The organism is Streptomyces sp. NPDC056503 (genome assembly GCF_042794995.1).
Taxonomy (GTDB): domain Bacteria; phylum Actinomycetota; class Actinomycetes; order Streptomycetales; family Streptomycetaceae; genus Streptomyces.
In genome coordinates, this window is the sequence record NZ_JBHTST010000055.1 from 1 (window position 1) to 23,267 (window position 23,267).

General features: G+C 73.8%; 17 protein-coding genes and 1 pseudogene. 7 read left to right on the forward strand and 11 right to left on the reverse strand.

Features of this window, described 5'->3' with window-relative positions:
- Positions 1-12: 12 nt before the first annotated feature.
- Entirely contained in the window at positions 13-495 is a 483-nt protein-coding gene (locus ACFQ8C_RS18350) for a glutathione peroxidase (protein ID WP_383458327.1), read from the reverse strand.
- A 38-nt stretch (positions 496-533) separates the two neighbouring features.
- Here ACFQ8C_RS18350 and ACFQ8C_RS18355 point away from each other — a divergent pair, with 38 nt between their 5' ends.
- Both ACFQ8C_RS18355 and ACFQ8C_RS18360 read left to right on the forward strand, forming a co-directional pair.
- A complete protein-coding gene (locus ACFQ8C_RS18355) occupies positions 534-755 on the forward strand; it encodes a DUF6011 domain-containing protein (protein WP_383458329.1) in 222 nt (73 codons plus the stop codon).
- Between the two features lie 292 nt (positions 756-1,047).
- Positions 1,048-2,118, forward strand: a complete 1,071-nt coding sequence (locus ACFQ8C_RS18360; protein WP_383458331.1) for an RNA ligase (ATP) — start codon at positions 1,048-1,050, stop codon at positions 2,116-2,118.
- A gap of 61 nt (positions 2,119-2,179) precedes the next feature.
- On the opposite strand, the gene ACFQ8C_RS18365 is transcribed toward ACFQ8C_RS18360, so the two are convergent.
- Both ACFQ8C_RS18365 and ACFQ8C_RS18370 read right to left on the reverse strand, forming a co-directional pair.
- Positions 2,180-3,046: an acyl-CoA thioesterase gene (locus tag ACFQ8C_RS18365; RefSeq protein WP_383458334.1), complete on the reverse strand. Its 867-nt coding sequence runs from the start codon at positions 3,044-3,046 to the stop codon at positions 2,180-2,182.
- Between the two features lie 12 nt (positions 3,047-3,058).
- Positions 3,059-5,572: a DEAD/DEAH box helicase gene (locus ACFQ8C_RS18370; protein WP_383458336.1), complete on the reverse strand. Its 2,514-nt coding sequence runs from the start codon at positions 5,570-5,572 to the stop codon at positions 3,059-3,061.
- A 132-nt stretch (positions 5,573-5,704) separates the two neighbouring features.
- Between ACFQ8C_RS18370 and ACFQ8C_RS18375 the strand changes: the two genes are divergently transcribed.
- Together ACFQ8C_RS18375 and ACFQ8C_RS18380 are read left to right on the forward strand one after the other, a co-directional pair.
- Positions 5,705-6,496 (forward strand): metal-dependent hydrolase, encoded by a 792-nt coding sequence (locus ACFQ8C_RS18375; protein ID WP_383458338.1) that lies wholly within the window; start codon positions 5,705-5,707, stop codon positions 6,494-6,496.
- A 232-nt stretch (positions 6,497-6,728) separates the two neighbouring features.
- The gene (locus ACFQ8C_RS18380) at positions 6,729-7,451 is read left to right on the forward strand and encodes a S1 family peptidase (RefSeq protein ID WP_383458341.1); all 723 of its coding nucleotides are present in this window, start codon (positions 6,729-6,731) and stop codon (positions 7,449-7,451) included.
- A 79-nt stretch (positions 7,452-7,530) separates the two neighbouring features.
- On the opposite strand, the gene ACFQ8C_RS18385 is transcribed toward ACFQ8C_RS18380, so the two are convergent.
- The 5 genes from ACFQ8C_RS18385 to ACFQ8C_RS18405 form a co-directional block, all read right to left on the reverse strand.
- Entirely contained in the window at positions 7,531-9,312 is a 1,782-nt protein-coding gene (locus ACFQ8C_RS18385) for an ABC transporter ATP-binding protein (protein ID WP_383458344.1), read from the reverse strand.
- Complete coding sequence (locus ACFQ8C_RS18390; protein WP_383458347.1) at positions 9,309-11,144, reverse strand: ABC transporter transmembrane domain-containing protein; 1,836 nt, start codon at positions 11,142-11,144, stop codon at positions 9,309-9,311. The genes ACFQ8C_RS18385 and ACFQ8C_RS18390 overlap by 4 nt, the downstream gene beginning before the upstream one ends.
- A gap of 212 nt (positions 11,145-11,356) precedes the next feature.
- On the reverse strand, positions 11,357-13,288 hold the full coding sequence (locus ACFQ8C_RS18395; protein WP_383458350.1) for an ABC transporter ATP-binding protein: 1,932 nt from the start codon (positions 13,286-13,288) through the stop codon (positions 11,357-11,359).
- A 125-nt stretch (positions 13,289-13,413) separates the two neighbouring features.
- Positions 13,414-16,338 (reverse strand): FAD-binding and (Fe-S)-binding domain-containing protein, encoded by a 2,925-nt coding sequence (locus ACFQ8C_RS18400; protein WP_383458353.1) that lies wholly within the window; start codon positions 16,336-16,338, stop codon positions 13,414-13,416.
- Positions 16,339-16,372: 34 nt separating this feature from the next.
- On the reverse strand, positions 16,373-16,834 hold the full coding sequence (locus ACFQ8C_RS18405) for a MarR family winged helix-turn-helix transcriptional regulator (protein WP_383458354.1): 462 nt from the start codon (positions 16,832-16,834) through the stop codon (positions 16,373-16,375).
- 234 nt (positions 16,835-17,068) lie between these two features.
- Here ACFQ8C_RS18405 and ACFQ8C_RS18410 point away from each other — a divergent pair, with 234 nt between their 5' ends.
- From ACFQ8C_RS18410 to ACFQ8C_RS18420, 3 genes and pseudogenes are all read left to right on the forward strand, one after another.
- Positions 17,069-18,904 carry an ABC transporter ATP-binding protein gene (locus ACFQ8C_RS18410; protein ID WP_383458357.1) on the forward strand — a complete coding sequence of 612 codons (1,836 nt, stop codon included), beginning with the start codon at positions 17,069-17,071 and terminating at the stop codon, positions 18,902-18,904.
- A 301-nt stretch (positions 18,905-19,205) separates the two neighbouring features.
- Positions 19,206-19,423, forward strand: a pseudogene (locus ACFQ8C_RS18415) (endolytic transglycosylase MltG); the annotation flags it as partial.
- Positions 19,424-19,577: 154 nt separating this feature from the next.
- On the forward strand, positions 19,578-19,775 hold the full coding sequence (locus tag ACFQ8C_RS18420) for a hypothetical protein (protein ID WP_383458359.1): 198 nt from the start codon (positions 19,578-19,580) through the stop codon (positions 19,773-19,775).
- On the opposite strand, the gene ACFQ8C_RS18425 is transcribed toward ACFQ8C_RS18420, so the two are convergent.
- The 3 genes from ACFQ8C_RS18425 to ACFQ8C_RS18435 form a co-directional block, all read right to left on the reverse strand.
- Complete coding sequence (locus ACFQ8C_RS18425) at positions 19,765-20,856, reverse strand: NAD(P)-binding domain-containing protein (RefSeq protein ID WP_383458362.1); 1,092 nt, start codon at positions 20,854-20,856, stop codon at positions 19,765-19,767. The two genes, ACFQ8C_RS18420 and ACFQ8C_RS18425, sit on opposite strands and share 11 nt — an antisense overlap.
- A 190-nt stretch (positions 20,857-21,046) precedes the next feature.
- Positions 21,047-22,225, reverse strand: coding sequence for an LLM class flavin-dependent oxidoreductase (locus ACFQ8C_RS18430; protein ID WP_383458365.1), 1,179 nt, complete (start codon positions 22,223-22,225; stop codon positions 21,047-21,049).
- Positions 22,226-22,227: 2 nt separating this feature from the next.
- The gene (locus ACFQ8C_RS18435) at positions 22,228-23,265 is read right to left on the reverse strand and encodes an ABC transporter substrate-binding protein (RefSeq protein ID WP_383458368.1); all 1,038 of its coding nucleotides are present in this window, start codon (positions 23,263-23,265) and stop codon (positions 22,228-22,230) included.
- Between the last annotated feature and the right edge of the window lie 2 nt (positions 23,266-23,267).

Genomic DNA, 23,267 nt, shown 5'->3' on the forward strand with positions numbered 1-23,267 from the left:
CCCACGAGCGACTCAGACGAGGAGCGCCTCGATCGCCGCGACGACCTCGGGGGCCTCCGGCTCGGTGCGCGGACGGAAACGGGTCACGGTGCCGTCGGCGGAGATCAGGAACTTCTCGAAGTTCCACTGCACGTCACCGGCCTCGCCCTCGGCGTCGGCGACCTGCGTCAGCTCGGTGAACAGCGGGTGGCGGGCGTCGCCGTTGACCTCGGTCTTCTCCAGCAGCGGGAAGGTGACGCCGTACGTGGTCGAGCAGAAGCTCTGGATCTCCTCCGCCGACCCCGGCTCCTGCCCGAGGAACTGGTTGCAGGGCACGCCGACGACGGTGAGCCCGCGCTCGCCGTACGCCTTCTGCAGCCGCTCGAGGCCCTCGTACTGCGGGGTGAGGCCGCACTTCGAGGCCACGTTCACCACCAGCACGGCGCGGTCGCGGTAGTCGGCCAGGGAGACCGGCTCACCGGCCAGGTTCTTCAGCGGGATGTCGTACAGACTCATGGGGGAGCTCCTCGTCGAGACTAGGGTGAGATGACAACATGAGTGAAGAACCGCTGGCAATCGCGGTCGATTCCGCCCCCGGCGCGTCGCGTCGCCTCGTCCGGTGCCGCCTCTGCGGTCGCCCCCTCACCGGAGCGGACTCCCGCCGCACCGGCCTCGGCCCCACCTGCGACGCCAAGCTCCACCCGCCGGCGCCCGACATCCGCAGCCGCCGCCACGAGGTCGACCAGGACCCCCTCCCGGGCCTGGGGACCGTCTGATCCCGCGCGCCGGGCAGGCCCTCAGGGAAGAAACCGCCGCGCCGGACCGTCGCCCAGCGGCGCCCGCGGCACCGCGAGGAGCGCCGGCTCCTCCGCCCCGTAGCCGTACGGGCATCCCTCGGCGGGGGAGGGGCCACGGCGTGGTCCTGACGGGACTCCGTCCGGGACGCGCCCGGCGAAGATTGCGACGGTACCAGCCGTCGAAAACGGTGGACCAGGCATTTCACGGCTTGTCAGGGTGGGCCGCGATGAGACCGAAACCCGCGTAACACCAGCGACCGGAGTCCCGAACATGTCCACCCTGCGCGTCACCGCCGAAGTCCTCACCGTCCATCCCCACCCCAACGCCGACGCCCTCGAACTGGCCCAGGTCGGCCTCTACCGCGCCGTCGTCGCCAAGGGCGCCTACCGGACCGGCGAGACCGCCGTGTACATCCCGGAGCAGGCCGTGCTGCCCGCCGCGCTCGTCGACGAGCTGGGACTGACCGGGCGGCTGGCCGGAAAGGCCTCGGACCGGGTGAGGGCCGTACGGCTGCGCGGCGAGCTGTCGCAGGGGATCGTCTGCCGGCCGGGCGCGCTGGCCGGCGTCGACCTGGAGCGGGCCGCCGCCGACGGCACCGACTTCGCGGAGGCGCTCGGGATCACCAAGTGGGTGCCGCCGATACCGCCGACCATGAGCGGGGACGTCGAGGCGACGTCCGACCTGCTGCCCTGGGTCGACATCGAGAACCTCCACCGCTACCCGGGCATCTTCGAGCCCGGCGAGGCGGTCGTCCTCACGGAGAAGATCCACGGCACCGCCTGCCTGCTCACCCACGTCGCCGACGGCGGCCGCACGCACGTCTCGTCCAAGGGCTTCGGCGCCAAGGGGCTCGCCCTCAAGGAGGACCCCCGCAACCTGTACTGGCGGGCCGTCCACGCGCACGGCCTGCCCGCCGTCGCCGAGCGGCTCGCCGCCCGCCTCGGGGCGACCCGGGTCGGCTTCTTCGGGGAGGTGTACGGCTCCGGCGTCCAGGACCTCGCCTACGGCGCCGACGCCCGACGCGAGGCCGTCGGCTACGCGCTGTTCGACGTCTCCGCCGAGATCGACGGCCAGGTCCGCTGGCTCGACCCGGCCGCCGTCCTGGAGCCGGGCGAGGTCCCCCTCGTACCGCGCCTGTACGAGGGGCCGTACGACCTCGACACCGTCCTCGCCCACGCGAGCGGCACCGAGACCGTCTCCGGGCGCTCCGCCCACCTCCGGGAGGGCGTCGTCGTCCGGCCGGCCGTGGAGCGGTACAGCCCGGTCACCGGCGGCCGGGCCGTCGCCAAGGCGGTCAGCCCGGCCTACCTGACCCGCAAGGGCGGCACCGAGTACGAGTGACCGGCCGGGCCGCCCCTTTCCGGATCCCGCCGGGCTCGCGGCGCGATCCGGAGGGAGCGGCCTACTCCAGCGAGCGGAACAGGCCCTCCTGGACCACCGAGACGAGCATCCGGCCCTCCCGGTCGTAGATCCGGCCCCGGGCCAGTCCCCGGCCGCCGGTCGCGACCGGGGACTCCTGCTCGTACAGGAACCACTCGTCGGCCCGGAAGGGCCGGTGGAACCACATCGCGTGGTCCAGGGACGCCATGTCGAAGCCGCGCGGGCCCCACAGCGGCTCGACGGGGATCCGCACCGCGTCGAGCAGGGTCATGTCGGAGGCGTACGTCACCGCGCAGGTGTGCACCAGCGGGTCGTCGCCCAGCGGGCCCACCGCCCGCATCCACACCGCGCTGCGCGGGTCCGCGTCCTTGACCTCGTCCTTCGTCCAGCGCAGCCGGTCGACGTACCGGATGTCGAAGGGCTGACGGCGGGCCATCCGCTCCAGCGCCTCCGGCAGGGCGCCGAGGTGGTCGCGGATCTCGTCCGCCAGCCTCGGCAGGCTCTCCGGGTCCACCAGGTGCCGGGGCGGCAGCTGGTGCGCGAAGGCGCCCTCCTCCGGCAGGTGGAAGGAGGCCGTCAGATTGAAGATCGTCCGGCCCTCCTGCACCGCCGTGACCCGGCGGGTGGTGAACGTCCGGCCGTCCCGCACCCGCTCCACCTGGTAGACGATCGGCACGCCCGGCCGGCCCGGCCGCAGGAAGTAGGCGTGCAGGGAGTGCACCGGACGGTCCCCGTCCACGGTCCGCCCGGCCGCCACCAGGGCCTGGCCGGCGACCTGCCCGCCGAAGACCCGCTGGAGCGACTCCTGCGGGCTGCGGCCGCGGAAGATGTTCACCTCGATCCGCTCCAGGTCGAGCAGATCCACGAGCCTCTCGGCGGGATTGGTCACCACGGAACTCCTCTACAGCTGTCCGACCGACGTCACGCGGACGACCGCCCGGCCCTCCTCGTCGGAGGCCGCCAGGTCCACCTCCGCGCTGATGCCCCAGTCATGGTCGCCGTTCGGGTCGGCGAAGGTCTGCCGGACGCGCCACAGGCCGTGCGCCGCGTCCTCCTCGATCGCGAGCAGCTTCGGGCCGCGCGCGTCCGGACCCGTGCCCAGGTCCTCGTACTCGTCCCAGTAGGCGTCCATCGCCTCGCCCCACGCGTCCGCGTCCCAGCCGGCGTCGGCGTCCATCTCGCCCAGCTCGCCGACCTTGTCGAGCGCCGCCAGCTCCACCCTGCGGAACATCGCGTTGCGCACCAGGACCCGGAAGGCGCGGGCGTTCGCCGTGACCGGCTTGACCTGGTCGGCCTTCTCCTGGGCCTCCTCGGCCGTCTGGACCTCCGGGTTGGCCAGCTGCTCCCACTCGTCGAGCAGCGAGGAGTCCACCTGGCGCACCATCTCGCCCAGCCAGGCGATCAGGTCCTCCAGGTCGTCCGTCTTCAGGTCGTCCGGGATGGTGTGGTCGAGCGCCTTGTACGCGCTCGCCAGGTAGCGCAGCACGATGCCCTCGGTCCGCGCCAGCTCGTAGTGGGAGGTGAACTCCGTGAAGGTCATCGCCCGTTCGTACATGTCGCGGATGACGGCCTTCGGCGACACCGGGTGGTCGCCGACCCACGGGTGCGACTTCCGGTAGACGTTGTACGCGTGCCAGAGCAGCTCCTCCAGCGGCTTCGGGTAGGAGATCTCCTGGAGCCGCTCCATCCGCTCCTCGTACTCGACGCCGTCCGCCTTCATCTGCCCGACGGCCTCGCCGCGCGCCTTGTTCTGCATGGCGGCGAGGATCTGGCGCGGGTCGTCGAGCGTCGACTCGACCACGGAGACCATGTCGAGGGCGTACGAGGGGGACTCCGGGTCGAGCAGGTCGAAGGCGGCCAGCGCGAAGGTGGACAGCGGCTGGTTCAGCGCGAAGTCCTGCTGGAGGTCGACGGTCAGCCGGATCGTGCGGCCCTCCGCGTCCGGGGTGTCCAGCTGCTCCACCACACCGCCGTCGAGCAGCGAGCGGTAGATCGCGATGGCCCGGCGGATGTGCCTCAGCTGGTTCCGGCGCGGCTCGTGGTTGTCCTCCAGGAGCTTGCGCATCGCCTCGAAGGCGTTTCCGGGGCGGGCGATCACCGACAGCAGCATGATGTTGGTGACCTTGAAGCGGGAGGTCAGCGGCTCCGGCTCGGCGGAGATCAGCTTCTCGAAGGTCGTGTCGCTCCAGGCGACGAAGCCCTCGGGGGCCTTCTTGCGGACCACCTTGCGGCGCTTCTTCGGGTCGTCGCCCGCCTTCGCCAGCGCCTTCTCGTTCTCGATGACGTGCTCGGGGGCCTGCGCCACCACGAAGCCGGCGGTGTCGAAGCCGGCCCGGCCGGCCCGGCCCGCGATCTGGTGGAACTCACGGGCGCGCAGCGTGCGCACCCGGTTGCCGTCGTACTTGGTGAGGGCGGTGAAGAGCACCGTGCGGATCGGCACGTTCACGCCGACGCCGAGGGTGTCCGTCCCGCAGATCACCTTCAGCAGACCCGCCTGCGCCAGCTTCTCCACGAGCCGCCGGTACTTCGGCAGCATGCCCGCGTGGTGCACGCCGATGCCGTGCCGGACGTACCGCGAGAGGTTCTGGCCGAACTTGGTGGTGAAGCGGAAGTTGCCGATCAGCTCGGCGATCCTGTCCTTCTCCTCGCGCGTGCACATGTTGATGCTCATCAGCGACTGCGCCCGCTCGACGGCCTGCGCCTGCGTGAAGTGCACGATGTAGACGGGCGCCTGCTTCGTCTCCAGGAGCTCGGTCAGGGTGTCGGTGATGGGCGTGAGCCGGTACTCGTACGAGAGCGGCACCGGCCGGGTCGCCGAGCGGACCACCGACGTCGGCCGGCCCGTGCGCCGGGTCAGGTCCTTCTCGAACATCGACACGTCGCCGAGCGTCGCCGACATCAGGACGAACTGCGCCTGGGGGAGTTCGAGCAGCGGGATCTGCCAGGCCCACCCCCGGTCCGCCTCGGCGTAGAAGTGGAACTCGTCCATGACGACCTGGCCGATGTCGGCGTCCTTGCCGTCGCGCAGCGCGATCGAGGCCAGCACCTCGGCCGTACAGCAGATCACCGGCGCGTCCGCGTTCACCGACGCGTCGCCGGTCAGCATGCCGACGTTCTCCGTGCCGAAGATCTTGCACAGGTCGAAGAACTTCTCCGACACCAGCGCCTTGATCGGCGCCGTGTAGAACGTGACCTGGTCGTTGGCGAGCGCCGTGAAGTGCGCGCCCGCCGCCACCAGCGACTTCCCGGACCCGGTGGGGGTCGACAGGATGACGTTCGCCCCCGAGACCACCTCGATCAGCGCCTCCTCCTGCGCCGGGTAGAGCGAGATGCCGCGCTCCTCGGCCCAGGAGGAGAAGGCCTCGAAGAGGGCGTCGGGGTCGGCGGTCGGCGGCAGCTGATCGATAAGGGTCACGTCCCCATCTTGCCTGCATTCCGCTCGGATGAGGGAACCGGCTGTCGGATGCGAAGATCACGCCCGATAGGCTGCTCCGTCGACCGGTCGTCAACTCGGCGCCGGCAGGGGAGAAACGGGGCGACACCGACCATGATGGGACCGGCGCACTCGCTGTCCGGCGCGGCGGCCTGGCTGGGCGTCGGAGCCGCCGCGGCCGCCTTCGACCACCCGATGCCCTGGCCGGTGCTGCTGGTCGGCGCGCTGCTGTGCGCGGGCGCGGCCCTCGCCCCCGACCTGGACCACAAGTCGGCCACCATCTCGCGCGCCTTCGGCCCCGTCTCCCGGGGCCTGTGCGAGATCGTCGACAAGCTGTCGTACGCCGTCTACAAGGCGACCCGAAGCCCCCAGGACCCCCGCCGCTCCGGCGGCCACCGGACCCTCACCCACACCTGGCTGTGGGCGGTCCTCATCGGCGGCGGCTGCTCGGCCGCGGCCGTCACCGGCGGACGCTGGGCCGTCCTCACGATCCTCTTCGTCCACCTCGTCCTCGCCGTCGAGGGACTGCTGTGGCGGGCCGCCCGGATGTCCAGCGACGTCCTGGTCTGGCTGCTCGGCGCGACCAGCGCCTGGATCCTCGCCGGCGTCCTCGACCAGCCGGGCAACGGCTCGGACTGGCTCTTCACCGGCCCCGGCCAGGAGTACCTGTGGCTGGGCCTGCCGATCGTCCTCGGCGCCCTCGTCCACGACATCGGCGACGCGCTCACCGTCTCCGGCTGCCCGATCCTGTGGCCGATCCCCATCGGCCGCAAGCGCTGGTACCCGATCGGCCCGCCCAAGGGCATGCGCTTCCGGGCCGGCAGCTGGGTCGAGCTGAAGGTCCTCATGCCGGTCTTCATGCTCCTCGGCGGCGTCGGCGGAGCCTCCGCCCTCGGCTTCTTCTAGGCCGTCTCTTTCGGATCCTGCCGGGCCCGATCCGAAAGAGACGGCCCAGCGCGCCACCTGAGCGCCGGCCCGGCGGCGGGGCGTCCCCCGGTCCCCTCCGCGACCCCGGCCCCCGGGGATAGCGCGGTGTTATGGACGAACGGGATTACCCGGGGGTCCGGCGCGTGACGACTCTGGTTCCACCCACTCCCCCACAGGCGGCGCTTCCGTGTGCCGTCGGAGACGAGGAACCTTGCGTACGCACCGCATATGGGCGTCGGCCGCCGCCGCCGCGCTCTCCGTGCTCGCCCTCTTCGCGCCCGCCGCCGCGGCGGCGGAGCCGCCCGCCCGCGCCGACGTCGCGGCCGTCCAGCCGATCATCGGCGGCGGCTACGCCCAGAGCGGCCCCTGGGCGGCCCGGCTCCTCTCCAACGGCAGGGAGACCTGTTCCGCGACGATCATCGCCCCCACCTGGATCCTGACGGCCAAGCACTGCGTCACCGGGGGCGGACTGTCCTTCCGGATCGGCAGCCTGGACCAGCACAGCGGCGGGACCCTCGCCAACGGCGTCCAGACCTACACCCACAGCTCGGATCTCGCGCTGGTCCGCCTGGACCGCTCCGTGACGGCGACCTACGCCCGGCTCGGCCAGCCCGGTTCCGTGAGCGTCGGACAGAGCGTCCAGGTCTACGGCTGGGGCGCCACCTCCCAGTGCGGCTCCGAGGCCACCTGTCAGTCCCGCTACCTGAAGGTCGCCAACGTGACGGTGACCGGGGGCTGCCGTGACGCGTACAACGGCTCGGCGATCTGCGCCCGGCGCGGCGACGGCATCACCGCCGGCGGCGACTCCGGCGGCCCGATGATGGCGAACGGCGTCCAGGTCGGGGTCGCCTCCACCAGCGACCGCCAGACGACCACCGCGTACACCAACGTGACGGCCTACCGTTCCTGGATCCAGTCGGTCGCGGGCGTCTGACCCGCCGCCCCGAGGACGTGACCCGCGCCCTGCCCCGGGCGCGGGTCACGGTCGTCGCCCGGGCCGGGGCGGGCCGGGCTCAGCCGTGCCAGGAGCGCCACAGCGCCGCGTACGCGCCGTCCGCCGCGACCAGGTCGTGGTGGCTGCCCAGCTCGCTGATCCGGCCCTCCTCGACCACCGCGATCAGGTCGGCGTCATGGGCCGTGTGCAGGCGGTGCGCGATCGCCACCACCGTCCGCCCGTCCAGGACCCGCCCGAGCGAGCGCTCCAGATGCCGGGCGGCGCGCGGGTCGAGCAGCGAGGTCGCCTCGTCCAGGACCAGCGTGTGCGGGTCGGCCAGCACCAGCCGGGCCAGCGCGATCTGCTGCGCCTGCGCCGGGGTCAGCGCCCGGCCGCCCGAGCCGACCTCGGTGTCGAGGCCCGCGTCGAGCGCCCGCGCCCACTCCTCCGCGTCCACCGCCGCCAGCGCCGTCCACAGCTCCGGGTCACCGGCCTCCGGGCGGGCGAGCAGCAGGTTGTCGCGGAGCGTGCCGACGAAGACGTGGTGCTCCTGGTTGACCAGCGCCACGTGCTCGCGGACCCGCTCGGCCGGCATCCGGGCCAGCTCGGCACCGCCGAGCGTGACCGCACCGGCGCGCGGCCCGTAGATGCCCGCGAGGAGCCGGCCCAGCGTCGACTTGCCCGCGCCGGAAGGACCGACGAGCGCGAGCCGGGTGCCCGGGGCCACCGCGAGGGACACCCCGTGCAGCACGTCCACGCCCTCCCGGTACCCGAACCGCACGTCGGCGGCCTCGACCGACCGCCCCTCCGGCCGCACCGACCCGTCGCCGGGCTCCGGCTCGATGTCCCGCACGCCCACCAGTCGGGCCAGCGACACCTGCGCCACCTGGAGCTCGTCGTACCAGCGCAGCACGATCCCGATCGGGTCCACCAGCATCTGCGCGAGCAGCGCGCCGGTCGTCAGCTGCCCGATGTCCATCCAGCCGTGGAGGACACCGGCGCCGCCGATGGCGAGCACCCCGCACAGCACCGTGGTGTGCGTCAGGTTGACCACCGGGAAGAGCGCCGACCGCAGGAAGAGGGTGTACCGCTCCCATCGCGTCCACTCCTGGATCCGCCGGTCCGAGAGCGCCACCCGGCGCGCGCCGAGCCGGTGGGCCTCGACCGTGCGGCCCGCGTCGACGGTCTCGGCGAGCGCGGCGGCGACCGCCGCGTACCCCGCCGCCTCCGAGCGGTAGGCCGAGGGCGCCCGCCTGAAGTACCAGCGGCAGCCGGCGATCAGCAGCGGCGCGGCGACCACCACCGCCAGGGCGAGCGGCGGCGCCGTGAGGGCGAGCCCGCCGATCAGCAGCCCCGCCCACACCACGCCGATGACCAGCTGCGGCACGGCCTCCCGCATCGCGTTGGCCAGCCGGTCCACGTCGGTGGTGATGCGGGAGAGCAGGTCACCGGTGCCCGCCCGCTCCAGCACGCCCGGCGGGAGGCCGACCGCGCGGACCAGGAAGTCCTCGCGCAGGTCGGCGAGCATCTCCTCGCCGAGCATCGCGCCGCGCAGCCGGACCAGCCGCACGAAGACCGTCTGCACCACCAGCGCGACGGCGAAGACCGCGACCGCGTTCCCCAGATGGAGCTCCCGGGCGCCTTCGGCAAGCCGGTCCACCACCTGGCCGAGCACGTACGGCCCCGCCATGGACGCGGTCACGGCGACCGCGTTCACGCCGATGAGCAGGGCGAACGCCCTGCGGTGCCGGCGCAGCAGGCCGCTGACGTAGGCCCGGACGGTCGTGCCGGCGGCGACCGGCAGGGTGGTGGCGGTCGTGGGGGCCGCCGGGTCGTACGCGGGCGGCGCCAGGCCGATCATGCGGTTTCCCCTTCCAGTGCTTCGAGCCGGTGGGCCGCCCGGGGATCCTCGGGGGGTCCGGCCGGCGCCGCGGCGTGTTCGTCGTCCGTCTCCCGGGTGACGACCGCCCGGTAGAGCGGCTCGTCCGCGAGGAGCGAGCGGTGGGTGCCGTGCGCGACGGCCCGGCCCTCGTGGACCAGGACCACCCGGTCCGCCAGGTCCAGGAGCAGCGGCGACGAGGCCAGCACCACGGTGGTCGCGCCGGAGCGCAGCTTGCGGACGCCGGCCGCGACCCGGGCCTCGGTGTGCGAGTCGACCGCCGAGGTCGGCTCGTCGAGGACGAGCACCTCCGGGCCGGTCGCCAGCGAGCGGGCGAGCGCGAGGCGCTGGCGCTGCCCGCCGGAGAGCGAGCGGCCCCGCTCGGTGATCCGTGTCCGCATCGGGTCGCCGTCGGTGTCCACCGACGCCTGCGCGAGCGCGTCCAGCACGTCGTCGCACTGGGCGGCGGCGAGCGCGTCCTCCGGCCGGACGGAGCCGGAGGAGGGCACGTCGAGCAGGTCGTGGAGGGTGCCCGACAGCAGCACCGGCTCCTTGTCCTGGACGAGGACGGCCGTCCGGGCGGCGTCCAGCGACAGCTCGTCGAGCGGGACCCCGCCCAGCCGGACGGAGACGTGGTCGTCGCCCGGCTCGGCCGGGTGCCCGCCGAGCCGGTCGGCGAGCCGTCCGGCCGCGTCCGGATCGCCGCACACCACGGCGGTGAGGAGCCCGGCGGGGGCGATGAGCCCGGTCACCGGGTCGTACAGGTCGCCCGACGCCTTCCGCACCCGGCCGTCCGGCCCGTGGCCGGCGGGCTCGGTGACCCGGCGGAGGGCCAGGACCCGCGCCGCGCGCTTCGCCGAGGGCCGGGAGAAGGCGTACGCCATGGCGATCTCCTCCACGTTCCGCAGCGGGTGGTGGGTGAGCGCGACCGCGCCGTAGACGGTGACGAGCGCGCCGACCGTGATCCGGCCGTCGAGCGCCAGGCCCGCCCCGTACACCACCACGGCGATGAGCAGCAGGCCCGGCAGCAGCACCTGCACGGCGGCGATCAGCGCCCACATGCGGGCGCTGCGCACGGCCGCCCGGCGGACCTCCTGGGAGGCGGCCCGGTAGCGGCCGAGGAACAGCTCCTCGCCGCCGATGCCGCGCAGCACGCGCAGCCCGGCGACCGTGTCGGAGGCGAGTTCGGTGGCCTTGCCGGCCTTCTCGCGCTGTTCGTCCGCCCGCCGGGTCGCGCGGGGCAGCAGCGGCAGCGCGGCCAGGGCGAGCGCCGGGACGCCGATCGCGACGACGGCACCGAGCGCCGGTTCGTACACGACGAGCCCGACGCAGACGGCCAGCAGGGTGAGGACGGCGGCGGCGAAGCGGGAGAACGCCTCCACGAACCAGCCGATCTTCTCGACGTCGCCGGTGGACACGGCGACCACTTCGCCCGCCGCGACCCTTCGCGTCAGCAGCGAGCCGAGCTCGGCGGTCCTGCGGGCGAGGAGCTGCTGGACCCGCGCGGCGGCGGTGATCCAGTTGGTGACGGCGGTGCGGTGCAGCATGGTGTCGCCGACGGCGATGCCGGCGCCGAGCGCCACGACCACCCCGCAGCCGAGCGCGAGCCGCCCGCCGTCGCCGTCGACGACCGCCTGCACGGCGATGCCGACGCCGATCGGCAGCCCGGCGATCGACAGCTGGAGCAACAGCCCCCACAGCAGCGACCGCACCTGCCCGCCGAGCTGCATGCGCCCCAGCCAGATCAGGAACCGGGTGCCCGAGCGGACGTCGGGCACCCCCGGGTCGGCGTACGGGAGTTGATGGATCTGCATGGCGTCCCCAGGGGGGCTCGGGGGCGGACAGGGGGGTGGGCCGGGGCACGCGGGCGCGCGTCGGCCGGGGTCCCGTCGAGGGACCCCGTGGGGAGGGACCCCGCGGTGCGGGATCGCTGTCAGGTTCGCCCCCCGCCGGGGCCCGCGGCAACGGGTTTTCCGGCTCCCGACGGTGCGGAGCCGGCCGTCCGGCCCCCGTCGTCCACCGCCCGTCACTCCTGTCCCGCGGGCTCCTCCGGCTGCCGCTGTCCGGGGATTCCCCGGTCGTTCTGGAGCTCCAGGAGCTCCCGGAAGAGCCCCGGCGAGGCCGAGAGTTCCTCGAACGTGCCCTCCTGCACGATCCGGCCGTGGCCGAGGACGACGATCCGGTCCGCCACCGCGACGTTCGCCAGCCGGTGGGTCACCAGCACGACCGGCCGCCCCTCGGCGACCTCCCGCAGCCCGGCGAAGATGCGGTGCTCGGCGCGGGCGTCGAGCGCGCTGGTCGGCTCGTCGAGGACGAGCACCCCGGGCCGGTAGAACGCCCGGGCGATCGCGATCCGCTGCCACTGCCCGCCGGAGAGCTCGACCCCGCCGAACCACTCCCGGGCCAGCAGCGTCCCCCAGCCGCTGCGCAGCCCGTCGACCACCTCGCCCGCGCCGGACCGCTCGGCGGCCCGCAGCAGCGCCGCGCTCCCGCCGCGCGGCTGGCCCAGCGTCACGTTCTCCTCGGCGGAGAGCGGCCAGTGCGCGAAGACCTGCGGGACGACCGCCGTGTGCCGCCACATCGCGTACGCGTCGAGCTCCCGGACGTCCCGCTCGTCCCAGGTGACCGTGCCCCGCGTCGGCAGGTACAGGCCGGTGAGCAGCCGGGAGAGGGTCGTCTTGCCGGAGCCGTTCTCGCCGACCAGGGCGACGATCTCGCCGGCCCGCACCTCCAGCGTGACGTCGCTGAGCGCGGGCCCGTCGGCGTCCGGGTAGGTGTAGCAGAGCCGTTCGGCGCGGACGGTCTTCGGCGGGTCCGGGACGACGGTGCCCCGGTCCAGGCGGTGGCCGCCCGCCTCCGCGATGAAGTCGGCCCAGTCGTCCACGTAGAGGCCGGTGCGGAAGATCCGGGTGCCGTAGCCGACGATCCCGTACAGGTTGTTGCCCACCGACTGGAGGGCGAAGACGGCGGTGCCCGCCGACGCCAGCGTCATCCGCCCGGAGGCGAGCAGCAGCACCAGCGCGCCCCACATCACGGCCGAGGCGACCCCGCCGGCCACCGAACCGGCCATCGCCCAGCGCGAGCCCCGGTGGATGGACCGGTCGGTGACGGCGTCCACGCGGGCGCCGATCTCGCGGTAGCGGCCGAGGAGGAAGCCGAACATGGTGCCGGAGCGGAGCTGGTCGGCGATCTGCCGGTCGGCGATGTACCAGCGCAGGTGGCCGAGGGTGCGGCGCTCGGCGGAGACGGCCCGGCTGCTCTCCCACTGGAGGTGCGCGCCCTTCATCCGGGCCAGCGCCTGGGGGAGCACGGCGAGGACGAGCAGCGGCAGCAGCACGGGGTGGAGGACGGCGACGACGCCGGCGGCGGCGATGATCGAGGCGAGGCAGGACATCAGCATCTGCGACTCGGTGATGAGGTCCTTGGCGACGTCGGCGCCCCGGTCGGCGTGGTCCCACTTGTCGTTGAAGCCGGGGTGGTCGTACGCGGTGAGTTCGGCGCCGGCCGCCGCGTGCAGCATCTCCAGCTCGGCCTCGCGGGAGATCCGGGGCGAGAGGCGCGAGGAGACGTCGGAGATCACGATGCCGAGGACGGCCCGCAGCCCCACGGCGGCGGCGATCAGGGCGATCGAGGGGAGCGCCTCGACGATCCGGTCCCGGATGTCGCCGGGGGCGACGAGCGAGGTGAGGGTGGCGCCGGTGGCGACGAGGCCGGTGGCCTCCAGGGCGGCCGAGAGCGCCTGGCAGGACAGCAGGAGGGTGACGGCCCTGCGGTCGACCCGCCAGCCGAGGGCGAGCCCCTTGCGGACGAGCTGCGGCAGCCGGCGGGCCATCACCCACGGCGAGGTGGGTCTGCCCTGGAGGGTGGCGAGCTTGCCCGCCTGGAAGCGGTACTCCTCGGCGGGCGGCGCCGGCGCCGGGTCCGGCACCGCGCTCTCGGTGGTCTTCTCTGCGGTCACGGTGGTGTGTTCCCCCGTCCGAGTGACGACACGGAAGGGGAGGAGCTACCCAGCCGCGTCCCCGGCGCACCGCCCCGCGGGCGGTTCACCCGCAGGGGGGAGCCGTTTCCGGCCAGCTCCCGGGGTCAGGGGCGGGTCGCCTGCTCCAGGGCGAGGAGGGCCGAGCGGTAGCGGCGGCCGGTGGCGCGGTCCATGCCGATCTCGCACATGCGGTTGGCGGAGAGGTGCGCGTCGAAGGGGCGGGCGGTGACCTCGGCGGCCTCGCGGGCCGTCGCCGAGGCGGTCAGCTCCGGATGGAGCATGCCCCGGTCGCCGGCGAAGGCGCAGCAGCCCGCGTCGACCGGCACGACGACCTCCTCGGCGCAGAACTCCGCGACGGCGGTGAGCCGGTCGTCGTCGCCGAGGTGCCGCATCGAGCAGGTGGGGTGGACGACCGCCGAGCCCACCTTCCGGCGGGCCTCCAGGCGGGGGAGGAGTTCGTCGGCCGCCCACACCAGGGAGTCCACCACGGTCAGTTCGGCATGCAGCGCGCGGTTGTCGTCGGTGAGGTGGGGGACGACCTCGTGGGCGATGCCGAGGGTGCAGGAGGAGGCGTCCACGACGAGCGGGAGCCGGCCGCCAGCGGTCCAGCCCCAGGCGGCCTCGACGATCCGGTTGGCCATCACCTCGTTGCCCCGCTCGTACCCCTTGGAGTGCCAGATGGTGGCGCAGCAGGTGCCGGCCACGTCGTCGGGGATCCACACGGGCAGCCCGGCCCGGGCCGAGACCGTGACGACGGCCTCCGGGAGGGAGGGGCCGGGGGTGCCGTCCGGATTGCCGAAGATGCGGTTGACGCAGGCCGGGTAGTAGACGGCGGCGGCCGCCGGACGGTGGGTGCGGGGCAGCCGGCGCCGCGCCGCGCCGGGGATCTCGGGCAGCCACTCCGGTACGAGGTCGGGCCGGACGGCCTTGCGGGCCAGGCCGGTCACCCGCTCCAGGAAGCCGTCGCCCATCCGGCCGGCGGCGCCCACCGCGAGCCGGGCCGAGGCCTCCACGGCCCGGAAGTGCCGGGCGGTGAGGGCGGCGATCCGCTCCTCGCGCGGGGAGTGCCGGTCGTGCCGGAACTCCTTCATCAGGGCGCCGGTGTCGATGCCGACGGGGCAGGCCAGCTTGCAGGTGGAGTCGCCGGCGCAGGTGTCGACGGCGTCGTAGCCGTACGCCTCCAGGAGCCGCTGTTCGACGGGGGAGCCGTCGGCCTGCCGCAGCATCTCCCGGCGCAGCACGATCCGCTGGCGGGGAGTGGTCGTCAGGTCGTGGCTGGGGCAGGTCGGTTCGCAGAAGCCGCACTCGATGCACGGATCGGCGATCCGCTCGACGGCCGGGATGGTCTTCAGGCCGCGCAGATGGGCCTGGGGGTCCCGGTCGAGGACGATGCGGGGGGCGAGGACCCCGTCCGGGTCGATGAGTTCCTTGGTCCGCCACATCAGTTCGGTCGCCTTCGGGCCCCACTCCAGCTCCAGGAAGGGGGCGATGTTGCGGCCGGTGGCGTGCTCCGCCTTCAGCGAGCCGTCGAACCGTTCGACGGTGAGCTTGCAGAAGTCGTCCATGAAGGAGGCGTACCGCTCGACGTCGGCGGGGTCGGCGGCGTCGAAGGCGAGCAGGAAGTGCAGGTTGCCGTGGGCGGCGTGCCCGGCGACGGCCGCGTCGAAGCCGTGCCGGCCCTGGAGGTCGAGCAGCTCCGCGCAGGCCTCGGCGAGCCGGGCCGGGGGCACCGCGAAGTCCTCGGTGATCAGGGTCGTACCGGAGGGGCGGGAGCCGCCGACGGCCGTGACGAAGGCCTTGCGGGCCTTCCAGTAGCCGCCGATGGCGCCCGCGTCACGGGTGAAGGCGTTGTCGGCGGAGGCCACCGGGGCGACCAGGTCGAGCCCGGCGAGCACCTCGCCCGCCGCCCTCTCGTACGCGGCGAGCGCGGGCTCGTCCGGCGCCCGGAACTCGACGAGCAGGGCCGTGGTCTCCTTCGGCAGCTCCGCCCAGTCGGCGGGGACGCCGGGGACGCTCACCGAGGCCCGCAGGGTGTTGCCGTCCATCAGCTCGACGGCGAGCGCCCCGGCCTCGTTGAAGCGCGGCACGGCCGCGGCGGCGGCGGGCAGCGTGGGGAAGAAGAGCAGCGCGGTGGAGACCAGCCGGTCGAGCGGCAGGGTGTCGAAGACGACCTCGGAGAGGAAGCCGAAGGTGCCCTCCGAGCCGACCATCAGGCCGCGCAGGATCTCCACCGGGGTGGCGCCGTCCAGGAAGGCGTCGAGGCGGTAGCCGTTGGTGTTCTTGATCAGGTACTTGGCGCGGATCCGGTCCGTCAGCTCCGCGTCGGCCTCGATCTCGGCCTTCAGCGCGAGCAGCCCCGCGCACAGCCGGGGCTCGGCCCGGGCCAGCTCCTCGTCGGCGGCCGGGTCGGCCGTGTCGACGACCGTGCCGCTCGGCAGCACGAAGGTGAGCGAGGAGACCGTCCGGTAGGAGTTCCGGGTGGTGCCGGCGGTCATTCCGGAGGCGTTGTTGGCGACGACCCCGCCGATCGTGCAGGCGACCGCGCTGGCCGGGTCGGGGCCGAGCACCCGGCCGTACGGCGCGAGGGCCGCGTTGGCGCGGACGACGGTGGTGCCGGGACGGATCCTGGCCCGGGCGCCGCCGTCCAGGACCTCCACCCCCGCCCAGTGGCGGCGGACGTCGACGAGGATGTCCTCGCCCTGCGCCTGCCCGTTGAGGCTGGTCCCGGCGGCGCGGAAGACCACCTCGCGGCCCTTGCCGTGCGCGTAGGACAGCACCGTCGAGATGTCGTCGACGTCCTCGGCGACCACGACCACCTGCGGCAGGAACCGGTAGGGGCTGGCGTCGGAGGCGTACCGCACCAGGTCGGAGATGCCGGAGAGGACCTTCTCGGGGCCGAGCAGCGCCGCCAGCTCCTCCCGCAGCCGCCGTGGCGTGCCCCGCGCCTGGAGGTCCGGGACCCGGTCGGGAGCCGGGGTCCGCTTCCGGCCCGGGCTGAGGGCCTGCGGGTTCGGTTCCAGCAGCGGCATGGCACGGCTCCCCTCGGCGCGGGCGCCGCGGGCGTCAGCAGCCGCTCTCCGGGACGGGCCCGGCCAGGGCGGTCAGCAGACCTCCGAGCACCTCGCGCTGTTCGACGGTCAATGGAGCCAGGATGTCCTCTGCGGCCGCCCGGCGCGCGCTGCGGAGCTCCCGCAGCGTGGCGCGCCCCTCGTCGGTGAGCTCGATGCGGATCACCCGGCGGTTGCCGGGATCGGGCACCCGGCGCACCCGCCCGGCGGCCTCCAGGCCGTCGACGAGGCTGGTCACGGCGCGGGGGACCACTTCGAGGCGGGCGGCGAGGTCGGCCATCCGCGGCGGGGCGTCCCCGAACTGGGCGACCAGGCGCAGCAGCCGGGACTGGGCCGGGGTGATGCCGACCGGCTCCAGATGGCGCTTCTGGATGCGGTGGAGCCGGCGGGTGAGCCGGAGCAGCTGCTCGGCGAGGAGCCCGTCGGGGTCGGGGGTGCTCACGGCGGGGATGTTCATGGGGGAACGATATCAGGACCTGGTTCATTGTGAACATAGGTAAGAGTGAGCTACAGTCCGATGTGCGGCCCCGATTCCGCTCGCCTTCCCGTCGCGAGCCCCGGACGGGGAGACTCGGACGGGAGCCCCCGGACGGAACCCCGGACGGGGAGCTTTCCGGACCGGGAACCTCCCGGGCGTCCCCCGGACGCCCCCGGACGCGAACCCATCGATCTCGAACCCTCGAAGGAGCCCATGCGCCCCCACGACGAGTCCACCTGGACACCCCCGCCGCGCGATCCCGCGCAGCCGAAGGAGCCCGCCCAGCTGCGGCGCATCCTCGGCCTCTTCCGCCCCTACCGTGCCCGCCTCGCGCTCGTCGGCCTCCTGGTCGGCGCCGCTTCGCTGGTCTCGGTGGCCTCCCCGTTCCTCCTCAGGGAGATCCTGGACACCGCGATCCCCGAGGGGCGCACCGGGCTGCTCAGCCTGCTCGCCCTCGGCATGATCGCCACCGCCGTGCTGACCGGCGTCTTCGGCGTGCTCCAGACCCTGATCTCCACCACGGTGGGCCAGCGCGTCATGCACGATCTGCGCACCGCCGTCTACGGCCGGCTCCAGCGGATGCCGCTGGCCTTCTTCACCCGGACCAGGACCGGCGAGGTCCAGTCCCGGATCGCCAACGACATCGGCGGCATGCAGGCCACCGTGACCTCCACGGCCACCTCCCTGGTCTCCAACCTCACCGCCGTCGTCGCGACCGTGGTCGCCATGCTCGCCCTCGACTGGCGGCTCACCCTCTTCTCCCTGCTGCTGCTCCCCGTCTTCGTCTGGATCAGCCGGCGGGTGGGCGACGAGCGGAAGCGGATCACCACCCAGCGCCAGAAGCAGATGGCCGCCATGGCGGCGACCGTCACCGAGTCGCTCTCCGTCAGCGGCATCCTGCTCGGCCGCACCATGGGCCGCGCCGACTCGCTGACCGAGTCCTTCTCCCGGGAGTCCGAGCGCCTCGTCGACCTCGAAGTGCGCTCCTCCATGGCCGGACGCTGGCGGATGTCCGTCATCGGCATCGTCATGGCCGCCATGCCGGCCCTGCTCTACTGGGCGGCCGGTTTCGCCGTGCAGGCCGGCGGCGCCGCGATCTCGCTCGGCACCCTGGTCGCCTTCGTCTCGCTCCAGCAGGGGCTCTTCCGGCCCACCGTGAGCCTGCTCTCCACCGGTGTCCAGATACAGACCTCGCTCGCGCTCTTCCAGCGCATCTTCGAGTACCTCGACCTGCCGGTGGACATCACCGAGCCCGACGAGCCCGTCCGTATCGGCTCCGTCCGCGGCGAGATCGGCTTCGAGGGGGTCCGCTTCCACTACGACCCCGAGGGTCCGGGCCGTCCCACCCTCGACTCCATCGACCTCACCGTGCCCGCCGGCGGCAGTCTCGCCGTCGTCGGTCCCACCGGCTCGGGCAAGTCCACGCTCAGCTACCTCGTGCCCCGGCTCTACGACGTGACCGGCGGCCGGGTCACCCTGGACGGTGTCGACGTGCGCGACCTCGGCTTCGACACCCTCGCCGGCGCGATCGGCGTCGTCTCCCAGGAGACGTACCTCTTCCACGCCTCCGTCGCCGACAACCTGCGCTTCGCCAAGCCCGACGCGACCGACGCGCAGATCGAGGCCGCCGCCCGGGCCGCCCAGATCCACGACCACATCGCCTCGCTGCCCGACGGGTACGACACCCTGGTCGGCGAGCGCGGCTACCGCTTCTCCGGCGGCGAGAAGCAGCGCCTGGCGATCGCCCGCACGATCCTGCGCGACCCGCCGGTGCTCATCCTCGACGAGGCGACCAGCGCCCTCGACACCCGCACCGAGCACGCGGTCCAGCAGGCCATCGACGCGCTCTCCGCCGGCCGCACCACGATCACCATCGCCCACCGCCTCTCCACCGTCCGCGACGCCGACCGGATCGTCGTCCTGGAGTCGGGCCGGATCGCGGAGAGCGGCAGCCACGAGGAGCTCATGGCCCGGGACGGCCGGTACGCCGCCCTGGTCCGCCGTGACGAACAGGCGAACGTGGGAGCGGTTGTTCCCACGAACGTGTGATCGTTCTGGGATTCATTGCCCAACTCCCGTACGGCGTCGGATGATTACGGTGCGCAAGCGACGGGCTGCAGACCGCGACTGCGCTGTCCCACGAAACACCTGTACGAGGAGAAGTACCACCATGAACGTCATCACCGATCTGCTCGCCGGCGTCCTCCACTTCCTGGGCTGGCTCGTCTGAGGCTCGCAGTTCCCGGCGCCGCCGGGTTACGGTGCGCCCATGCCGTACCGGCCGCCCTCCCCGTACGCACCCCGCCGCGCCCGCCGCCCCCGCTGACCCGCCGCCCCCGACTCGCCCGCCGCCCCCTACGACACCTACGCGCACAAGGGCCTCCCGCCGGCTCCCCTCGGCAACCCCGGCGAGCAGGCCATGGCCGCCGTGCTCCACCCCCGGCCGGTGACTGGCTCTCCTTCGTCACCGTCGCCCCCGGCGACACCCGCTTCACCGCCGACTACGCGACCCGCCGGGCGAACGTGGCCGAATTCGACGAGCTGCGGAGGCGGGAGACCCCGGAGTAACGAGGGAGGAGGGTGCCCCGATATCGACCGATTCGCATGGTATCGAGAGGGCGGTCGGCTCGTTGGGCAGCGCATGAAGCAGCTCAGACGACTCAGGCGGCGTCGCTGGATCTGGTCTCCCATCACCTCCTGGCAGGCCAGGAGGGTGGCGCGGGTGAGCGGGGTGGACTTCGACGACGCCTGGGTGGAGATCCGGCTGACCACCCACCCGGACGAGCGGCACTTCGCCCTCGCCCACGACGTCCTCACCCGGGTGCTCCTCGCCCGGAGCGCCGTCTGCCTGGACGAGGAGCCGCGGTACGCGCCGGAGGGGGAGTGGCGGCGGCCGCGCGACGGGTCGCTCAGACCGTGACCGCCTCCAGGGAGCCTTCCGGCCGGCGCGCGAGCAGCCGTCGGATCTCGGTCACCGCGGCCCGCCCGGCCCGGTTGGCGCCGATCGTCGAGGCGGAGGGGCCGTAACCGACCAGGTGGACGCGCTCGTCGAGGACCGCGCGGGTCCCCTCCACCTGGATGCCGCCCCCCGGCCCCCGCAGCCGCAGCGGGGCCAGGTGGTCGATGGCCGGCCGGAAGCCGGTCGCCCACAGGATCACGTCCGCCTCGACCGCGCGGCCGTCCGCCCATACGGCGCCGGTTGGCGTGATCCGCTCGAACATCGGCCGCCGGTCCAGGACGCCGCTCGCCAGCCCCCCGCGTATCGCGTCGTTGAGCGGCAGCCCGGTCACCGACACCACGCTCCGCGGCGGCAGCCCCTGCCGCACCCGCTCCTCGACCAGGGCGACGGCCGCCCGCCCCTCGGCCTCGCCGAAGGACCCCTCCCGGAAGACCGGCTCGCGCCGCGTCACCCAGGTGGTCGCGGCGGCGTACTCCGCGATCTCCAGCAGGTGCTGCGTGGCCGAGGCGCCGCCGCCCACCACGATCACCCGCCGCCCGGCGAAGGCCTCCGGTCCCGGGTAGCGGGAGGTGTGCAGCTGGCTCCCCAGGAAGGTCTCCTGGCCGGGGTAGCGCGGCCAGAAGGGGCGGTCCCAGGTGCCGGTGGCGTTGATCAGCGCCCGGGTCGCGTACACCCCCTCCGAGCTCTCCACCCGCAGCAGCCCGTCCGACCCCTCCCGGACGGCCGTCACGTCCACCGGCCGGTGCACCCGCAGCCCGAACCGCTGCTCGTACGTGTCGAAGTACCCGGCGATCACCTCGGAGGAGGGCCGGGCGGGATCGGCGCCGACCAGCTCCATCCCCGGCAGCGAGTGCATCCCGTGGACCTTGCCGTAGGTCAGCGAAGGCCACCGGAACTGCCACGCCCCGCCCGCGCGCGGCGCGTGGTCGAGGACGACGAAGTCCCGCTCCGGTTCGAGTCCCGCCCGCCGCAGATGAAAGGCGGCGGACAGTCCCGCCTGACCGGCACCGACCACCACGACGTCCACCACAGAATCGTTCACGTTTCTACCAACGGGGTCGAAGCCCGGGATCTTCCCGCCGAGCCCCGCCCCCGGCTCCGGCCCCTCGGCCCCGACCCCTCGGCCCCTCGGCCCCCAGTCCCTCGCCCCCCGGCCCCCGGTCCCCGACCCCGGACGCCGGGGCGGGGTACGGGTGTCGCGTGCGGCCCCGCACCGCCCCGGCGTCCGGTGGCTAGCGTCCGCCGCCCCCGATCCCCGCCACGCCCGCCAGGAGCGGCGACGCCGGCACCGTCGTCAGCAGCCCCCGCTCCGCGAGCAGCGGCGTCACGCCCTCGCCGAACCAGTACGCCTCCTCCAGGTGTGGGTAGCCGGAGAGGACGAAGTGCTCCACGCCCAGGTCGTGGTACTCCTCGATGCGGTCGGCGACGTCCGCGTGGCTGCCGACCAGCGCCGTACCCGCCCCGCCCCGTACGAGCCCCACCCCCGCCCACAGGTTCGGCGCGATCTCCAGGCGGTCCCGGCTCAGGCCGCCGCCCCCGTGCAGGGCGAGCATCCGCTGCTGGCCCACGGACTCGCTGCGGCCGAGCAGCGCCTGCGCCGCCGCGACCGTCTCGGTGTCGAGGTCGGAGAGGAGCCGGTCGGCCGTCGCCCACGCCTCACGGGAGCTGTCCCGCGAGATGGTGTGCAGCCGGATGCCGAAGCGGACGGTCCGGCCCCGTTCCGCCGCGAGCCGCCGGATCCAGTCGATCTTCTCCTTGACCTGCCACGGAGGCTCGCCCCAGGTGAGGTAGACGTCCGCGTGCTCCGCGGCGACCGGACCGGCCGCCGGGGACGAGCCGCCGAAGAACAGCTCCGGCAGCGGATCCGGCGGCAGCGCGGTGAGCCCGCCCTCGACCTCGTAGTGCTCGCCCTGGAAGTCGTACGGGCGTCCGCTCCACACGCCCCGGACGATCGACAGGAACTCGGCGGTGCGCGCGTACCGCTGGTCGTGGTCCAGGTGGTCGCCGAACCGGCGCTGCTCGACGGAGTCGCCGCCGGTCACCACGTTGAGCAGCAGCCGGCCGCGGGTGATCCGCTGATAGGTCGCGGCCATCTGGGCGGCCAGCACGGGGGAGAGCACGCCCGGCCGGAACGCCACCAGGAACTTCAGCCGTTCGGTGTGCTGCGCGAGCGCGACCGTCGTCAGCCAGGCGTCCTCGCACCACGTGCCGGTCGGCGTCAGCACGGCCTCGAAGCCGAGCCGCTCGGCCGCCTTCGCGATCTGTGCCAGGTACTCGATGTCGGGCGCGCGGACCCCGGCGACCGCGCCCGAGCGGTTCCGGGTGATGCCGCCGTCGGTGTAGGCGTGGCGGTCGACGAGGGTGCGCCCGTCACCGCCGGTCGGCAGGAACCAGTGCAGGTGGATCGTCATGGTCAGTCGTCCTTCTTTCCGTAGGAGCGCGCCGGGGTGGTCGACGGCGGCAGGTCCTTGTCGAAGCGGTCGTCCACGAAGTCGGCGAACCGGAACGGGCGCGGGATCAGCCCCAGCCCGGCGAAGGTGTCGGCGATCCGCTGCTCGGAGGCGATCGCCGCGTCGTCGAGGGCGACGGGGATGCGGGTGCCGCCGCTGCGCTTCACGGCGGCCAGTGCCACCTCGTACGGCAGTCCCGTCTCCTTCGACCAGACCTTCGCCCACTCCTCCGGGTGGTCGAACACCCAGTCCTGGGCGCGCCGCAGCCGCTCGACGTAGTCGCCGACGGCCTTCTCCTTCGCGGGGTCCGCGAGCGCGGCGGGCGCGGCCACCTGGAAGCCGAGGCCGTTGACGACCCCGCGCCCGTCGGTGAGGACCCGCCCGGAACCGGTCTGCAGCACCTGGGAGGTGTACGGGTCCCACACCGCCCAGGCGTCCACCTTCCCGCTGTTGAACGCGGCGAGCGCGTCGGCCGGCTGCAACAGGGTGACCCGGACGTCCTTCGGCTTCAGCCCGGCCTTCTCCAGGGAGCCGATCAGCTGGTAGTGCGCCGAACTCCCCTGGGCCACCGCGATCTTCTTCCCCTTGAGATCGCGCGGGGAGCGGAGCGTCGAGTCCTTCGGCACGAGGATGGTCTCGCCGGCCGAGTCGCCGTGGGTCGCGGCGACGACGGTGATCTTCGACCCCGCGCCGGCGGCGAAGACCGGCGGGGTGTTGCCGACGCCGCCGATGTCGACGGCCCCCGCGTTGATGGCTTCGAGGAGGGGTGGTCCGGAGCTGAACGTGGACCATTTCACCCGGTACGGCAGGTCGTCGAGTTCGCCGGCGGCGCGCAGCACGGCCTCGGCGCCGCCCTTCTGGTCGCCGACGTTCAGGACGAGGTCGCCCTTTCCGTCGGTGTTCCCACCGGCGTCGGCGCCGGAGGCGGGTGCGCAGGCGGTCGCGGCGAGCAGCGCGAGCGGCAGCAGCGCGGCGGCGAGGGGGAGTCGGAAGGACTTCACGG

Bases quoted from the DNA above. Each gene is read 5' to 3' on its own strand.
- ACFQ8C_RS18350 (WP_383458327.1), bottom strand. From the start codon at position 495: ATGAGTCTGTACGACATCCCGCTGAAGAACCTGGCCGGTGAGCCGGTC.
- ACFQ8C_RS18355 (WP_383458329.1), top strand. From the start codon at position 534: ATGAGTGAAGAACCGCTGGCAATCGCGGTCGATTCCGCCCCCGGCGCG.
- ACFQ8C_RS18360 (WP_383458331.1), top strand. From the start codon at position 1,048: ATGTCCACCCTGCGCGTCACCGCCGAAGTCCTCACCGTCCATCCCCAC.
- ACFQ8C_RS18375 (WP_383458338.1), top strand. From the start codon at position 5,705: ATGATGGGACCGGCGCACTCGCTGTCCGGCGCGGCGGCCTGGCTGGGC.
- ACFQ8C_RS18385 (WP_383458344.1), bottom strand. From the start codon at position 9,312: ATGATCGGCCTGGCGCCGCCCGCGTACGACCCGGCGGCCCCCACGACC.
- ACFQ8C_RS18390 (WP_383458347.1), bottom strand. From the start codon at position 11,144: ATGCAGATCCATCAACTCCCGTACGCCGACCCGGGGGTGCCCGACGTC.
- ACFQ8C_RS18400 (WP_383458353.1), bottom strand. From the start codon at position 16,338: ATGCCGCTGCTGGAACCGAACCCGCAGGCCCTCAGCCCGGGCCGGAAG.
- ACFQ8C_RS18405 (WP_383458354.1), bottom strand. From the start codon at position 16,834: ATGAACATCCCCGCCGTGAGCACCCCCGACCCCGACGGGCTCCTCGCC.
- ACFQ8C_RS18410 (WP_383458357.1), top strand. From the start codon at position 17,069: ATGCGCCCCCACGACGAGTCCACCTGGACACCCCCGCCGCGCGATCCC.
- ACFQ8C_RS18430 (WP_383458365.1), bottom strand. From the start codon at position 22,225: ATGACGATCCACCTGCACTGGTTCCTGCCGACCGGCGGTGACGGGCGC.